Origin of the sequence: Xanthomonas sp. WHRI 6106, assembly GCF_040202405.1 — a bacterium.
Taxonomy (GTDB): Bacteria; Pseudomonadota; Gammaproteobacteria; order Xanthomonadales; family Xanthomonadaceae; genus Xanthomonas; species Xanthomonas cannabis.
In genome coordinates, this window is the sequence record NZ_JBEGFC010000006.1 from 1 (window position 1) to 15,403 (window position 15,403).

At 67.5% G+C, this 15,403-nt stretch carries 10 protein-coding genes; 6 read left to right on the top strand and 4 right to left on the bottom strand.

The genetic code is table 11. The annotated features are described in order from the left end of the window. Positions 1 to 281: 281 nt before the first annotated feature. The 3 genes from ABQZ09_RS10475 to ABQZ09_RS10485 form a co-directional block, all read right to left on the bottom strand. The gene (locus tag ABQZ09_RS10475) at positions 282 to 3,116 is read right to left on the bottom strand and encodes a valine--tRNA ligase (protein WP_184552959.1); all 2,835 of its coding nucleotides are present in this window, start codon (positions 3,114 to 3,116) and stop codon (positions 282 to 284) included. 207 nt (positions 3,117 to 3,323) lie between these two features. Then, entirely contained in the window at positions 3,324 to 3,749 is a 426-nt protein-coding gene (locus tag ABQZ09_RS10480; RefSeq protein WP_003490202.1) for a DNA polymerase III subunit chi, read from the bottom strand. A gap of 121 nt (positions 3,750 to 3,870) precedes the next feature. Beyond that, positions 3,871 to 5,355 (bottom strand): leucyl aminopeptidase, encoded by a 1,485-nt coding sequence (locus ABQZ09_RS10485; RefSeq protein WP_228315387.1) that lies wholly within the window; start codon positions 5,353 to 5,355, stop codon positions 3,871 to 3,873. A 107-nt stretch (positions 5,356 to 5,462) separates the two neighbouring features. On the opposite strand from ABQZ09_RS10485, the gene lptF reads away from it, so the two are divergent. The 3 genes from lptF to ABQZ09_RS10500 all read left to right on the top strand — a co-directional run bounded on the left by lptF (position 5,463) and on the right by ABQZ09_RS10500 (position 7,947). After that, positions 5,463 to 6,545: an LPS export ABC transporter permease LptF gene (gene lptF / locus ABQZ09_RS10490; RefSeq protein WP_039413717.1), complete on the top strand. Its 1,083-nt coding sequence runs from the start codon at positions 5,463 to 5,465 to the stop codon at positions 6,543 to 6,545. Beyond that, positions 6,542 to 7,648 carry an LPS export ABC transporter permease LptG gene (gene lptG / locus ABQZ09_RS10495; RefSeq protein WP_039413719.1) on the top strand — a complete coding sequence of 369 codons (1,107 nt, stop codon included), beginning with the start codon at positions 6,542 to 6,544 and terminating at the stop codon, positions 7,646 to 7,648. Before lptF ends, lptG begins: the two co-directional genes overlap by 4 nt. A 101-nt stretch (positions 7,649 to 7,749) precedes the next feature. Beyond that, positions 7,750 to 7,947, top strand: coding sequence for a hypothetical protein (locus tag ABQZ09_RS10500; RefSeq protein WP_184390042.1), 198 nt, complete (start codon positions 7,750 to 7,752; stop codon positions 7,945 to 7,947). A 258-nt stretch (positions 7,948 to 8,205) separates the two neighbouring features. Here ABQZ09_RS10500 and ABQZ09_RS10505 read toward each other — a convergent pair whose 3' ends face one another. Further along, the gene (locus ABQZ09_RS10505) at positions 8,206 to 8,667 is read right to left on the bottom strand and encodes an RDD family protein (RefSeq protein WP_184552955.1); all 462 of its coding nucleotides are present in this window, start codon (positions 8,665 to 8,667) and stop codon (positions 8,206 to 8,208) included. 351 nt (positions 8,668 to 9,018) lie between these two features. On the opposite strand from ABQZ09_RS10505, the gene xerD reads away from it, so the two are divergent. The 3 genes from xerD to purL all read left to right on the top strand — a co-directional run bounded on the left by xerD (position 9,019) and on the right by purL (position 15,365). Then, entirely contained in the window at positions 9,019 to 9,990 is a 972-nt protein-coding gene (gene xerD, locus ABQZ09_RS10510) for a site-specific tyrosine recombinase XerD (RefSeq protein ID WP_047697277.1), read from the top strand. 219 nt (positions 9,991 to 10,209) lie between these two features. Continuing rightward, the gene (locus ABQZ09_RS10515; RefSeq protein WP_039413731.1) at positions 10,210 to 11,010 is read left to right on the top strand and encodes a DsbC family protein; all 801 of its coding nucleotides are present in this window, start codon (positions 10,210 to 10,212) and stop codon (positions 11,008 to 11,010) included. 308 nt (positions 11,011 to 11,318) lie between these two features. Further along, a complete protein-coding gene (purL, locus tag ABQZ09_RS10520) occupies positions 11,319 to 15,365 on the top strand; it encodes a phosphoribosylformylglycinamidine synthase (RefSeq protein ID WP_349776845.1) in 4,047 nt (1,348 codons plus the stop codon). Positions 15,366 to 15,403: the final 38 nt, after the last annotated feature.

Sequence of the window (15,403 nt, forward strand, 5' to 3'; positions counted from 1 at the left end):
GCTCAGATCCAGGCTCATACGGCAGCCCACGCCGGCTCTCGACACCTACGCTGCCACATTCCGAACAGATAAGGCTCTTCTGCGGCATCCATGCCGCAGAAGGTCCCGCGACGGTGGGCGGCCAAAGGCTGGTCACGATGGTCGGTGCACCACCAAGCAGTGCGTGCATTCATCGCTCTGAGCGATCCGCCCAGTGCCCGGCCCGGTGTTGCCGTCGCATCGGTGCCGCTTGCACGGATGCGTGGCCGTGCAGTTGCAGCGCACCGAGACGATCCGCTGCGTCAGATCTTGGCGCGCTGTTCCCGCAGGGCGGTCAATTGCACGGTCCAGTCGTTCAAGCGCGCGCGCTCCTGTTCGACCACCGCCGCCGGCGCGTTCTGCACGAAGGTGGCGTTGCCCAGCTTGCCGTTGCACTTGCCGATCTCGCCTTCCACGCGCTTGATCTCCTTGTCCAGGCGGGTGCGCTCGGCTTCCATGTCGACCAGGCCTTCCAGCGGCACCAGCAAGGTGAGCTCGCCGACGATGGCGGCGGCGGCCGGTGGCGTGCCCTGGCCGGCGTCCAGCCAGTCGATCGTCTCCAGCTTGAGCAGGAACGACAGCTGCGAGGCGAAGCGGGCAACGCGTGGGCGGTCCTCGGCGGTGCCGGCCTGCAGCAGCAGGCGCACCTGCCTGGAGGGCGGCACGTTCAATTCGCTGCGCACGCGGCGCAATGCCGACACCATCGACTTCAGCCATTCGACATCGGCGTCTGCGCTGGCGTAGCTGCTGGTGTCCACATCGCCGACCTGCGGGAAGGCCTGCAGTGAGATCGTTGCAGCGGTGATGCCGAGGCGCGGCGCAACCTGCTGCCACAGTTCTTCGGTGACGAACGGGGTCAGCGGGTGCAGCAAACGCAGCAAGGCATCGAGCACGTACAGCAGGGTGTGGCGGGTGCTGGTCGCATCTGCGGCGTCCTCGCCGTTGAGCGCAGGCTTGGCCAGTTCCACGAACCAGTCGCAGAACGCGTTCCAGGCGAACTCGTACAGCGACTGCGCGAGCAGGTCGAAGCGGTAGTTGGCATAATGCGCATGCGTTTCGGCGGTGACCTTGTCCAGCCGCGCCAGGATCCATTTCTCCGCTTCGGTACGCGGCTGCGGCACGCCGTTGAAGCGTGCGCCTTCGGTGTTCATCAGCACGAAGCGCGTGGCATTCCACAACTTGTTGCAGAAGTTCTTGTAGCCTTCGGCGCGCCCCAGGTCGAACTTGATGTCGCGGCCGTGGGTGGCGAGTGCGGCGATGGTGAAGCGCAGCGCATCCGCACCATGGGCGATGATGCCGTCCGGAAATTCCTTGCGCGTGGCTTTTTCGATCTTTTCGGCCATGCGCGGTTGCATCAAGCCATGCGTGCGCTTGGCAACCAGCGCTTCGATACTGATGCCGTCGATGATGTCCAGCGGGTCGAGCACGTTGCCCTTGGACTTGGACATCTTCTGGCCCTGCGCATCGCGGATCAGGCCGGTGATGTAGACATCGCGGAACGGCACCTGGCCGGTGAAGCTGTCGGTGGCCATGATCATGCGCGCCACCCAGAAGAAGATGATGTCGAACCCGGTGACCAGCACGCTGGAGGGCAGATAGCGCTCGAAGCCGCGCTCGGCCATCGCCTGCGCCTCCGGCCAGCCCAGCGTGGAGAACGGCCACAGCTGCGAGGAGAACCAGGTCTCCAGCACATCGCTGTCCTGATGCAACGCGATCTCTGCGCCCAGGCCATGCGTCGCTCGCACCTCGGCTTCGTCGTGGCCGACGTAATACTTGCCGGCATCGTCGAACCACGCCGGAATGCGGTGGCCCCACCACAGCTGGCGGCTGATGCACCAATCCTGGATGTTTTCCATCCAGTGGCGATAGGTATTGATCCAGTTCGGCGGCACGAACTTGACCTGGCCGCTTTCCACCAGCTCCAGCCCGCGCCTGGCCAGCGCGTCCATCTTCACGAACCACTGGTCGGTGAGATAGGGCTCGATCACCTGGCCGGTGCGATCGCCGCGCGGCACCTGCAGTTTGTGCGGCTTGGTTTCCACCAGGATGCCGAGGTCTTCCAGCTCGGACAACACCAGCTTGCGCGCATCGTAGCGGTCCAGCCCGCGATAACGCTCCGGCGCGTTGTCGTTGATGGTCGCAGTGACGGTAAATAGATTGATCAGCGGCAGGTCATGCCGCACACCCACCGCATAGTCGTTGAAATCATGCGCAGGCGTGACCTTGACCACGCCGGTGCCGAAGGCGCGGTCCACATAATCGTCGGTGATCACCGGCACCTGGCGGCCGGTGAGCGGCAGCACGATGCGTGCGCTGTGCAGGCTGGCATAGCGCGCATCGTCCGGGTGCACCATCACCGCGGTGTCGCCCAGCATGGTTTCCGGGCGCGTGGTGGCCACCACCAGATAATCGCGGGTTTCGCGCAGGGTCTCGACGCCATCGGCATCGTGCTCGATGTGTTCGTAGGTCACGCCATCGGCCAACGGGTAGCGGATCGACCACAGGAACCCGTCTTCTTCGACGTTTTCCACTTCCAGATCGGAGATGGCGGTCTTCAGCACCGGGTCCCAGTTGACCAGGCGTTGGCCGCGATAGATCAGGCCCTGTTCGTACCAGCGCACGAAGGCCTCATTCACCGCCGCCGACGGCTGCGGATCCATGGTGAAGGTGCTGCGCGACCAATCGCTGGAGGTACCCAGCCGGCGCATCTGGCGCTCGATGGTGTCGCCGGATTCAGCCTTCCATTCCCACACCTTGGCGATGAAGCCTTCGCGCCCCAGCGAGTCGCGCGTTTCGCCCTTGCCTTCCAGCGCCAGATTGCGCGACACCACCATCTCGGTGGCGATGCCGGCATGGTCAGTGCCCACCTGCCACAGCGTGTCGTAGCCGCGCATGCGGTGATAGCGCACCAGCGCATCCATCAGCGTCTGCTGGAACGCATGGCCCATGTGCAGCGTGCCGGTGACATTCGGCGGCGGCAGCAGCACGGTGTATGGCTCGCCCTTGCCGGACGGCACGAAATAACCAGCCGCCTCCCACTGCGCATACAGGCGCGATTCGAAGGAAGCGGGGTCGTAGCTGGAGGCGAGGGTGGTCATAGAGGTGCTGGGATTCGGGAATCGGGAGTCGGGATTGGTTGCGATATGGGGCCGGCGAAAATCACTGGCCATCCACTCGTTAACGTCAGTGTTGGTGCTGTGGAGCGAACATCGGCCGCGTTGGATTGGTCGTTGGATGTAGCCTCGGGGCGCGCAGCAATCTGCTTTAACGAATCCCCAATCCCAACTCCCCAATCCCAGCCCCACTCACATGTCGTACTTGGTCAGTTCCAGGCCCAGGGCCTTGTACTGCTTCCAGCGTTCGCGCAGCGGTTCGCGGGCGGCGGGGTCGGCGGGGACCACTTCCAGCACGCGGTCGCAGGCGCCCAGGTACGGGTCGTCGCGCAGGTTGATCACCAGCGGGCGCGAGGGTGCGGCGAATTCGGGCGCGGCGATCAGCACCGGCGCCAGTTCGTCTTCCTCGTCGGTGCCGGCGATCTGGTGCGGCACATAGGCTTCGTCGTCGAACGCCCACAGCAGGTCGTCCAGTGCTTCGGCCTGTTCTGCATCGCGGGCCAGGATCAACGTGGACAGGTTGGCGTCGTTGGCCTTGCGCGCCAGCTCGCAGACCAGCCGCAGCGGTTCGTTGAGGAAGCGCGGCTTGGCGATCAGATAGAAATCGGCACGGGGCATCAGAGCAGGGATTCGTTGAGGGGGATTCGGGATTGGTAACAGCGGGTCACTGTCTGCCTGCGAGTTGCTAAGGGCGGCGGGATGCGTGTGCTTGCACGAATCCCGAATCTCCACTCCCCAATCACGCCGCGCCGCTTGCGGCGCGGTCGAGCAACCACTGCGTCAGCAGCCCGACCGGGCGGCCGGTGGCCATGCCGCGCTTGCCTTCGTCGCTGGCCACGCCGGCAATGTCCAGGTGCGCCCAGCGCTGGTTTTCGGTGAAGCGCGACAGGAAGCAACCCGCCGTGATCGCGCCGCCCCAGCGGCCGCCGATGTTGTAGACGTCGGCAAAGGTGGAATCCAGCAGGCCCTGGTATTCGTCCCACAGCGGCAGGCGCCAGGCGCGGTCGAACACATGCTCGCCGGCGGCCAGCAATTCGTTGGCCAGGTCGTCGTGCTTGCTCATCAGGCCGGCGGTCTGGTGGCCCAGTGCCACCATGCAGGCGCCGGTCAGCGTGGCCACGTCCACCAGCGCTTCGGGATTGAAGCGTTCGGCGTAGGTCAGCGCATCGCACAGGATCAGGCGGCCCTCGGCGTCGGTGTTGCCGACCTCGATGGTCTTGCCGGACATGCTGGTGATCACGTCCGACGGGCGGTACGCGTTGCCGTCGATGGCGTTCTCGACCGCCGGCACCACCACCACCAGGTTGATCGGCAGCTCGGCCTTGACCGTGGCCACGAAGGTGCCGATGACGTTGGCGCCACCGCACATGTCGTACTTCATTTCCTCGATGCCGCCCTGCGTCTTGAGGTTGACGCCGCCGGTGTCGAAGGTGATGCCCTTGCCGACCAGCACATACGGGCGCGCGTCGCCGCCGCCGTTCCACTTCAGCACGATCAGGCGTGGGCGGTTGGCCGAGCCGCGCGCCACCGACAGCAGCGAGCCCATGCCCAGCGCGTCCATCTGCGCCTCGTCCAGGATCTCGGCCTCGGCGCCGGGGAACTTGCCGGCAAACGCGGCCGCGGTGTCGGCCAGGTAGGCCGGGGTGCAGTAGTTCGGCGGCAGGTTGCCCAGCTCGCGGGCGAACTCCACGCCCTCGGCGGTGGCCACGCCCACGGCCAGTGCGCGGGCGTCGTCGCCGGCGATGGCCAGGGTGCTCAGGCCGCTCTCGTCGACCTTTTTCTTGCCCAGGGTGGCGGTGTAGCGGTAGGCCGCGTGGTCGCTGACGGTCACCGCCTGGCGGATGTTCCAGGCTGCATCCCGGGCCTTGACGGTCAGCTCGGTCAGGGTGAGCAGGGCGGTGCCGACCGCGCCGGTCTTCAGCGCACGGGTCGCATCGCCGATGGCCTTCAGGTAGGGCGCCACGCCGAACTTGCCGGCTTCGCCCAGCCCCACCACCAGCACGCGCGGGGCGCTGACGCCCGGCAGGTCATGGACCAGCGTGGTGCTGCCGGTCTTGCCGGTCACGTCGCCGCGTGCCACCAGGGCGCTCAGACGGCCCTGGCTGGCGCTGTCCAGCGCCTGGGCGGCAGGCGAAAGGGTCTTGTCGGCGAACACGCCAACCACGATGCAGTCGACGGCAGCGCTTGCCGGCGCGTCTTGGTTCAGGGTGAATTGCAGGGCCATTGATCAGATTCCGTAGGCAAATCCGTACAATCGCGGGCTGTTTACGCCAACCGGACTAGGCTGGCGGCGCCGCGAACGAATCCGAGAGTTTAAAACAAGCCCACCCCATGCCGAAGCTCGATCGATACCTGCTTAGCGATTTCACCCAGAGCTTCCTGGCCACCTTGATCGTGCTGCTGGTCGTCAGCGTCGGCGGTGTGCTGGTGGATATCCTCGGCAATATCGCCGACGGCCGCATCCCCGCTCGCTTGCTGCTGTCGCAGGTGGGCCTGCAGTTCGTGGCCTACCTGCCCATCATCCTGCCGCTGGCGCTGATGCTGGGCCTGTTGCTGGCGCTGGCGCGGCTGTACCGCGATTCAGAAATGGCCGTCATTACCGCCATTGGCGTGGGCCCCAGGCGCATGTTGCGGCCGATGCTGATGCTGGTGGTGCCGGTGGTGGCCATCATCGGGCTGTGTTCGCTGTGGTTGGGCCCCTGGGCCAGCCGCACCGCCGAGACCATGCTGGAAGACGCCAATCGCAGCGTGCTGATGGCCGGCCTGGAGTCGGGCAAGTTCACCCCGCTGTCCGGCGGCGGCGTGGTCTACCTGACCACGATTTCGGCCGACGGCAAGGGCCTGGGCAAGGTGTTCCTGCAGCGCCAGAAGGACGACCGCATCGATGTGGTCACCGCGCAACGCGGGGCGATGTTCTTCGAAGGCAAGACCGACCGCTACCTGCGCCTGGAAGACGGCTATCGCATCGAGGGCCCGGCCGCAGGCGCCACCCTGGATTACCGCCTGATGAAGTTCGCCAGCAACGACGTGGCGCTACCCGACCGCACCCAGGTGCACGATGCCAACGACCCGGAAGTGATGTGGACCACCCAATTGCTCAGCGATGAACGCCCGGCCGCGCGTGCGCAGCTGCACGAGCGGCTGGCGCCGCCGCTGCTGGCGCTGGCCTTTGCCCTGCTGACCCTGCCGCTGTCGCGCAGCGCGCCGCGCCAGCAGCGCTATGGCCGGATCATGCTCGCGTTCCTGGCGTACATGGTCGGCACCAATCTGATGATCGTCGGCACCCAGTGGATCGCCAACGGCAAGACCCCGGCCGCGCTGGGCCTGTGGTGGCTGACCCTGCCGCTGCTGGGCGTGGCGATCTGGGCATATGCGCGCGATGGCCGCGTGCGTCGGCCGAGGGTGCGCGCATGAGGCTGATGCCGCGGGTCCACGATTGGTATGTCGGTCGGGTAGTGTTGTTCACCGTGCTGCTGACCTGGGCGGTGCTGTTGGGCCTGGACCTGGTCAATGCGTTTGCCAGCGAAGCCAAGAGCATCGGGCAGGGCAGCTACAGCTTCGGGCATGCGGTGGCCTATGTGGCCTATACCGTGCCACGCCGGGCTTACACCTTGTTCCCCACCGCCGCCGTCATCGGCGCCCTGATGGGCCTGGGCCAGTTGGCGGCAACCTCGGAATTGACCGCGCTGCGTGCGCTGGGCGTGTCGCGCAAGCGCATGTCCGCTTCGGTGGTGGCCGCAATGGCGCTGCTGACCGCAGGCATGGTGATCAGTGGCGAGACGATCGGGCCATGGGCCCAGAACCAGGCCGACACGCTCAAGACCAGCGCGCGCTACAACAGCAACATGGCAATGGCGCGCTACTCGGGCCTGTGGGCGCGCGAGGGCGACACCTTCCTCAATGCACTCAGCGGCGAAGAAAAGCTGCTCGAGGGCGGCGGTACCGCGCTGGCCCTGCACGACGTGCGCCTGTATCACCTGGACGCCAGCGGCCGCATGCAGCAGCTGACCTACGCAGCGGTGGCCGAGCACCGTGACGGTCGCTGGACCTTGCGCCAGGTGCGCCGCGATACCTTCCAGGAACGCTCTGTGCAGCGCGAAACCTTCCCGGAACTGCCCTGGCAGTCGCAGCTGAGTCCTGCGGCGCTGGCGGCCGGACTGGCCAAGCCGCGCAATCTCTCGGCCCACGAACTGCAGCAGAGCATCGAGTACCGGCGCCGCAACGGCCTGGATGCGCGCGATTACGAAGACCAGTACTGGAGTCGCTGGTTCTACCCGCTCAACGTGCTGGCGCTGTGCATGGCGGCCATCCCGTTTTCGTTCGGCTCGCTGCGCAGCGGTGGTCTGGGCAAACGCCTGTTCCTGGGCATCCTGTTTGCGCTGGGATTCTGGCTGCTGCAGCTGTTCTTCGGACGCATGGCCGGCGCGCTCAAGCTGGATTACCGCATCGCCTATGCATTGCCGCCGATGGTGATGTTGGGGGTGTCGGTGTGGTTGTTCAGGCGACGCAGTAGTTGAGCCGCGCAGCGCAGGCCTTGCCCGATGCCGACCGACGTGCGCTTGCGCAGGCGGTCAGCGAGGTACTGCATTATCTGTGGGATCCGATCGGAGTTGCGGGCGTGCCGCAGGCGCGTGATGAGTACGACAGCTATGTTCCCGAAATATGCACGCTGCTCTGGCAGGGTGCTGATCAGGCAACGGTCGCCACGACCCTGCGTGAGATCTCCGGGCAGCGCATGGGTCTTGACGACACGGACGCTTTAGCCGAGCAGGCGGCCCGCCGTTTGATGGCGTGGCGCGAGGTCATCACCCGTTAGAGGGGTGGGGAAATCCGTCAGGCATACTGGCTGGCCGGTTCCGGCAGCCGACGCGCCGCCGGTCATTAGGTGAGCGCGTGTTCGACCTCGCACGTGCGGGCAGGTCCCCGAGGCGGCTGCGTAGTGCCCTTGCCAGCGCATGCCGTTGACAGGCTCACAGGAGCTCGCTGGTATCCGCAATCGGCATGTTGCAAAACGGCCACTCAGCCGCAGCAAATTCCCCCCAACTAGCATTAGCTGGCGACGTGTTGATTGTGGCTAATGCTTGGGAATGCGCTGCAGCCGGGTGCCACTCGCACGGTCATGCCAGGTCAGGCGCTCGCGATCCAGCCATGCCCACCAGAATCCGGCGCCGCCCAGCATCAGCGACAGCGTGCCCACTGCATAACGCATCCAGGCCTGTCGCCAGCTGGGGGATGGCCCTTGCAGCTGCAGTCGCCACGGGCGCATGCCCAGGGTCTGCCCACCGCGCCGCCAGCTCACCGTGGCGTAGATCCCGCCGGCGACCCAGCAGCACAGCCACAGCAGCCACTGCCAACTACTGAAAGGAGCGATGTTCTCGCGCGCCGGGTGCCCGGCGAGCGTAAAGCCCAGCGTGAACGCGGCGGAGATCAGCATCGACAGCGCCAGCACCGGCCAGGCGTCGTAGCACAGCGCCAGCAGTCGCCAGCCCACCAGGGCGGGGGGGCGTGCAACGCGAGGCGACGGGATCGAGGTCATGGCGCGAGCATAGCGGCCGGCAGGCACGGCGCAACGCTGCGCTGCGGTGACGGCGATCCGCGGCGTGCATGTGCTGCGCCATCGCTACATCGCGCCGCGCCAGGCGTCTCGATCGGGCGCATGCCTGTGCCCAGCGTCTGCCTGCTGTGGTGCCGGCTCGCGGCGCGTACACCGCCGCATTCCCGCCACACCGCTGCCGGTTGTCGGTCTCTCTGCAGGTGACGAGGTCCGTCAGGCCTGGCAAGGCCGTTTGGCGCAGCGGCACCACGACGCCGCGCATCCAGGCAGGCTGCGTGCAGACGACAGCCAGCGCAGCGTCCCTCAACCGCGCCGCCCGTTTATGCTGTTGCGATGTCAGCCAGCAGTCCCGCAGAACGCCGCCAGCTTGCCCAGCAGTTGCCCCCCGTCCAGGCGGCCGACGCCGCGGCCATCGAGCGCTTCCTGGATCGGTTGTGGGCCGAACAGGGCGTGGCGCGGCAGACCCTGGAGAGCTACCGGCGCGATCTGGAGGGGCTAGCACGCTGGCGCGATGGTGCCGGCGGCGGCCTGCTCGGCGTCGACCGCGCGGTGTTGTTCGACTATCTGCGCTGGCGCACCGAGGCGCGGTATTCGCCGCGCAGCAATGCCCGGCTGTTGTCGACCTTGCGCGCCTTCTACGGCCTGTGTCTGCGCGATGGCGTGCGCAGCGACGACCCCACCACGCTGCTGGACCCGCCGCGATTGCCGCGCTCGTTGCCCAAGGCGCTGACCGAAACCCAGATCGATGCCTTGCTGGCCGCGCCCGACATCCAGACGCCGCTCGGCCTGCGCGACCGCGCCATGCTCGAGCTGATGTATGCGGCCGGGCTGCGGGTCAGCGAGCTGGTCACGCTGCCGGCGGTGGGCGTCAACCTGCGCCAGGGCGTGCTGCGCGTCACCGGCAAGGGCAGCAAGGAGCGCCTGGTGCCGCTGGGCGAAGAATCGCAGCACTGGCTGGAACGCTATCTGCGCGAGGCGCGCACGCTGCTGGCCGACGGGAAGCCGGTACCCGCCGTAGACGGGCAGGTGCCCCTGTTCATCGACGCTGCGCGGCAGCCGCCCAGCCGCCAGCAGTTCTGGTCGCTGGTTAAACGCTACGCGGCGCTGGCCGGCATCGACCCGGCAACGGTCAGCCCGCACGGCCTGCGGCATAGCTTTGCGACCCATCTGCTCAACCACGGCGCCGACCTCCGCGCGCTGCAGATGCTGTTGGGCCACAGCTCGCTGTCCACTACCCAGATCTACACGCTGGTCGCACGGCAGCACCTGCAGACGCTGCATGCCAGGCACCACCCGCGCGGCTAGCGAGGTGTTGCCGGGACGGCCCCGTCGCCTGCACGCGCGTTCCCCGAGGATCGATGGCGCCGGTCGCGCAATTGGCGGCGCCCGCAGGCCTGCGGTGCATGCCCGGCGTCGAATGGTCACGAACCCACCGGCCGGCGAACGAACAAACTGTCGCGGCCGCTGCCTGGCTTCATCTGCCCTGTGCGAGAATCCAGCCACCCCATTCCACTGGATGCGTGAATGTATCGTCTTGCCATCGCCGCACTGCTGGGCGCCATCAGCCTCACCGCCTGCGCGCAATCCTCGCAGCCCGCGGCAAGCAACGCTGGCGCCAAGCCGGCCGCCACCGCGCCTGCCGCTGCCGGCAATGTGGATCAGCGTGTGGGCGCGGCGCTCAAGGCGCTGGACCCGGACTTCAAGCCCGACTACATCGGCGCCGCGCCGTTCCCCGGCTTCCGCGAAGTGGTGGTCGGTGGGCAGGTGCTGTACGTCAGCGATGATGGCCGCTACCTGATCCAGGCCCAGCCGTTCGACATCCAGAACAAGCAGTTTGCGGCCAGCCCCGGCCTGCTGGCCTATCGGCGCAAGCAGCTGGACACCGTGCCCAAGGCCGATCGCATCGTGTTCGCGCCGGCCAACCCGAAGTACACCGTCACCGTCTTCACCGACGTGGAATGCGGTTACTGCCGCAAGCTGCACAGCGAGATCGGCGAGCTCAACAAGCAGGGTATCGCCGTGGAATACCTGGCATTCCCGCGCATGGGGCTGGGCAGCCAGGACCACAAGGAAATGATTGCGGTCTGGTGTGCGGCCGATCGCAAGCAGGCGCTCACCGCCGCCAAGTCCGGCCAGCCGGTGGCGTCCAAGGACTGCAAGAACCCGGTGTCGATGGAATACACGCTGGGCCAGCGCCTGGGCGTCAACGGCACCCCGGCGATCTTTGCACCGGACGGGACCCAGCTCGGCGGCTACCTGCCGCCGGCGCAGTTGCGTGAAGCGCTGGAAAAGCGTGCCGTGACCACGGCGGGCGGCAGCCGCTGAGGCGGGCTCAGCCCTGATCATCGCGGCGCCTCGCCGATGGCGCCGTCGCGGTGGTGGTCTGTGCAATGACAAAGGCCCGGGTGCGTCCGCATCCGGGCCTTTGCTGTTTCCGGCGCCCGGACGCCATCTGGCCACATCCCCTACTGCCGGCCGGCGCAACACGCCGGCATGGGCATGGGCCCGCGCAAAGGCCCGCCTGACGATTCCCGATTCCCGATTCCCGATCCGTAACGCCGCACACCCGACCGACGCCGACCCACCGGCTCCGTTACAATCTGCAGCCCCGTTTCTGACACGGTTCCCCGGACATGATGGTCCTCGAGGGCGCTTCCGCCCTTTCGCCGTTCCGCCGCGCTCGGCTCGAAACCCGCCTGCAAACCCTCGTCCCCGCGCTGCGCATCACCGGCGCCTGGCACGTGTACTTCATCCGCGCCGAAGCCGGGCAAGCGCCCGATCAAGCCACCTTGCAGCGGATCCTGCAGGCCGACGCCGCCCCCGCGCCGCGCGACGCGGATGCCTCCTCGCGCTATGTGGTCCCGCGGCTGGGTACGCTGTCGCCGTGGTCCAGCAAGGCCACCGAACTGGTGCGCGGCGCCGGGCAGCCGATCCAGCGCGTGGAGCGCGGCACCCGCATCGACCTGGCCGGCTGGCCGGAGGACGCGGCCGCGCAGGCTGCCGTGGCCAAGCTGCTGCACGACCCGATGACGCAGTCGCTGCTTGGCTCGGCCGCCGCTGCCGAGGCGCTGTTCAACGTGCCCGATCCGGGCCAGTTGCAACGCGTGCCGCTGGACGCGCTGGAGCAGGCCAACCGCGACCTGGGCCTGGCGCTGGCGCAGGACGAGATCGACTACCTGCGCGAGCGCTTCGCCGCGCTGGGGCGCGACCCGGCCGATGTCGAACTGATGATGTTCGCCCAGGCCAATTCCGAGCATTGCCGGCACAAGATCTTCAACGCCAGCTGGACCATCGACGGCAAGCCGCAGGAACGCTCGCTGTTCCGCATGATCAAGCACACCCACCAGCAGACCCCGCAGCACACCTTGTCCGCCTACAGCGACAACGCGGCGGTGGTGGAAGGCGTGCCGGCTGCGCGCTATCGCCCGGACCCGGTCAGCGGCGAGTACCGCAGCGAAGCGGTGCTGCCGTCGGCCTTCGCGATCAAGGTGGAAACGCATAACCACCCCACCGCGATCGCGCCATTCCCCGGTGCGGCCACCGGCGCGGGCGGCGAGATTCGCGACGAAGGCGCCACCGGCCGCGGCGGCAAGCCCAAGGCCGGCCTGACCGGGTTTTCGGTCTCGCACCTGCGCATTCCCACCCTGCCGCAGCCGTGGGAAGCGCCGCGCGCGCTGAACCCGCGCATGGCGCCGGCGCTGGACATCATGCTCGATGGCCCGCTGGGCGGTGCCGCCTTCAACAACGAATTCGGCCGGCCCAACCTGCTCGGCTATTTCCGTAGCTTCGAGCTCGCCGAAGGCCCGGGCCTGACCCGCGCCTACGACAAACCCATCATGCTGGCCGGTGGCCTGGGCGCGATCGATCGCAACCAGGTCGAAAAGCTGCGCCTGCAGCCGGGCGATGCGGTGATCGTGCTGGGCGGCCCGGCGATGCTGATCGGCCTGGGCGGCGGTGCGGCCAGTTCGGTGGCGGCCGGCGACAGCGCCGAGGCACTGGATTTCGCCAGCGTGCAGCGCGAAAACCCGGAGATGGAGCGCCGCTGCCAGGAGGTCATCGACCGCTGCGTGGCGCTGGGCATCGACAACCCGATCCGCTGGTTCCACGACGTGGGCGCGGGTGGTCTGTCCAACGCCATTCCCGAGCTGCTGCACGACTCCGGCGTGGGCGGCATCATCGACCTGGGCCGCGTGCTCACCGACGACCCCTCGCTGTCGCCGCTGGAACTGTGGTGCAACGAATCGCAGGAACGCTATGTGCTCGGCGTGCCGCAGGCGCGCCTGGAAGAATTCGCCGCCATCTGCGCCCGCGAACGCTGCCCGTTCGCCGCAGTCGGCGTCGCCACGGCCGAGGAGCGGCTGGTGGTGGGCTACGGTGTCCTTGACGCCGGGAATGGGGAATCGGGAATCGGGAATCGCAACGGCGCATTGCCGGCGACCGACGCCGCTTCTCACCAATCCCCAATCCCGACTCCCGACTCCCAGCTCCCCATCGACCTGCCCATGGACGTGCTCTTCGGCAAGGCGCCGAAGATGCATCGCGATGCCGTGCATCCGCCAGCGCCGCAGTGGCCGGTGTTGCAGACCGCCTCGCTGGACCTGCAGCAGGCTGGCCTGCGCGTGCTGGCGCATCCCACCGTGGCGTCCAAGAGTTTTCTGGTCACCATCGGCGACCGCAGCGTGGGCGGGTTGACTGCGCGCGAGCAGATGATCGGGCCGTGGCAGCTGCCGCTGGCCGATTGCGCGATCACCCTGGCCGGCTTCGACACCTTCGAAGGCGAGGCGATGTCGATCGGCGAGCGCACCCCGCTGGCGCTGTTGAACGCGGCTGCGTCCGCACGCATGGCAGTGGGCGAGGCGATCACCAACCTGTGCGCTGCCCCGGTGCAGCGGCTGGACAGCATCAAGCTCTCGGCCAACTGGATGGCCGCCGCCGGCCACAACGGCGAAGACGCCTTGCTGTACGACGCCGTGCGCGCAATCGGCATGGAACTGTGCCCCGCGCTCGAACTGAGCGTACCGGTAGGCAAGGACTCGCTGTCGATGCAGGCGCAGTGGGTTGAGACCGGGATTCGGGATTCGGCATTCGAGATTGGCGAAACACCGGAGCCCTCCGCTGTTGCAAATCCCCAATCCCCAATGCCCAATCCCATCGCTCACAAGAGCGTTTCACCGGTCTCGCTGATCATCAGCGCCTTTGCGCCGGTCGGCGATGTGCGCCGGCAGTTGACGCCGTTGTTGCGCAACGACGAAGAGAGCGAGCTGTGGTTGATCGGGCTGGGTGGCGGCAAGCAGCGTCTGGGTGGATCGGTGCTGGCGCAGGTGTATGCCGATGACGCGGCGTTGCCGGCGTTTGGCGGCGAAGTGCCGGACCTGGACGATGCGCAGCGGCTGCGCAGCTTCTTTGAGCTGATTGGCGATGCACGCGAGAGCGGTCTGCTGCTGGCGTACCACGACCGCAGCGATGGCGGTGCGTTTGCGGCGCTGTGCGAGATGGCGTTCGCGTCGCGTCAGGGCCTGGACATCACCCTGGATGCATGGGGCGAGGACGCATTCCGTAGCCTGTTCAACGAAGAGCTCGGTGCGGTGGTGCAGATCGCCAGCGAAGACCGCGCGGCGTTCGCCGATCTGGTCGAGCGCCACGCCTTGACCGAATGCGCGCAGCGCATTGCACGCCCCACCGGCACGCCGCGCATCCGCGTGAGCGGGCAGGGCCGCGTGCTGGCCGAATGGCGCTGGGAAGAGTTGTTCGATGCGTGGTGGTCGGTGACCCATGCCATGCAGAAGTTGCGCGACAACCCGGACAGCGCCGACGAAGAGCGCGCGCTGGCGCGCGATTTCCAGGCGCCCGGGCTGCGTCCGAAACTGGTGTTCGACCCCTCGGAAGATGTGGCGGCGCCGTTCGTGGCCACCGGTGCGCGGCCCGAGGTGGCGATCCTGCGCGAGCAGGGCGTCAACGGGCAGATCGAAATGGCCTACAACTTCGAGCGCGCCGGTTTCCGCGCCTACGACGTGCACATGAGCGACCTGATCGACGGCCGCGTGGAGTTGAGCGAGTTCGTCGGCTTCGCAGCGTGCGGCGGTTTCAGCTACGGCGACGTGCTGGGTGCCGGGCGTGGCTGGGCAACCTCGATCCTGGAGCGTTCGGCATTGCGCGATGCGTTTGCCGCATTCTTTGCGCGCGGCGATACGTTCGCGCTGGGCGTGTGCAACGGCTGCCAGATGCTCAGCCAGCTCAAGGACATCATTCCCGGTGCCGAGCATTGGCCGCGCTTTCTGCGCAACCGCAGTGAACAGTTCGAAGCACGCACCGCGCTGCTGGAAGTGGTGGAATCGCCGTCGATCTTCCTGCGCGGCATGGCCGGTTCGCGGATTCCGGTGGCGGTGGCGCACGGCGAAGGCCGGGCCGAGTTCGAGACTGCCGTGGACCAGGCCGCCGCGCGCGTGGCCTTGCGTTTTGTCGATGGCGACGGCGCAGCGTCCTTGCGTTACCCGCTCAACCCGAACGGCTCGCCAGACGGCATCACCGGGCTGACCAGCACCGATGGCCGCGCCACCATCCTGATGCCGCATCCCGAGCGCACCCCACGCACGGCGAACCTGAGTTGGCATCCAGCCGACTGGGGCGACGATTCGCCGTGGCTGCGGATGTTCCGCAACGCGCGCGTCTGGTGCGGCTGATGGCTGCACGCCGCGCGCGCTGACCCGGGCGCGCGGCG

Excerpts from the sequence above, each read along its gene's own strand:
- purL (WP_349776845.1), top strand. The coding sequence starts at position 11,319 with ATGATGGTCCTCGAGGGCGCTTCCGCCCTTTCGCCGTTCCGCCGCGCT.
- ABQZ09_RS10485 (WP_228315387.1), bottom strand. The coding sequence starts at position 5,355 with ATGGCCCTGCAATTCACCCTGAACCAAGACGCGCCGGCAAGCGCTGCC.
- lptG (WP_039413719.1), top strand. The coding sequence starts at position 6,542 with ATGAGGCTGATGCCGCGGGTCCACGATTGGTATGTCGGTCGGGTAGTG.
- ABQZ09_RS10480 (WP_003490202.1), bottom strand. The coding sequence starts at position 3,749 with ATGCCCCGTGCCGATTTCTATCTGATCGCCAAGCCGCGCTTCCTCAAC.
- lptF (WP_039413717.1), top strand. The coding sequence starts at position 5,463 with ATGCCGAAGCTCGATCGATACCTGCTTAGCGATTTCACCCAGAGCTTC.
- ABQZ09_RS10475 (WP_184552959.1), bottom strand. The coding sequence starts at position 3,116 with ATGACCACCCTCGCCTCCAGCTACGACCCCGCTTCCTTCGAATCGCGC.
- ABQZ09_RS10515 (WP_039413731.1), top strand. The coding sequence starts at position 10,210 with ATGTATCGTCTTGCCATCGCCGCACTGCTGGGCGCCATCAGCCTCACC.
- ABQZ09_RS10505 (WP_184552955.1), bottom strand. The coding sequence starts at position 8,667 with ATGACCTCGATCCCGTCGCCTCGCGTTGCACGCCCCCCCGCCCTGGTG.
- xerD (WP_047697277.1), top strand. The coding sequence starts at position 9,019 with ATGTCAGCCAGCAGTCCCGCAGAACGCCGCCAGCTTGCCCAGCAGTTG.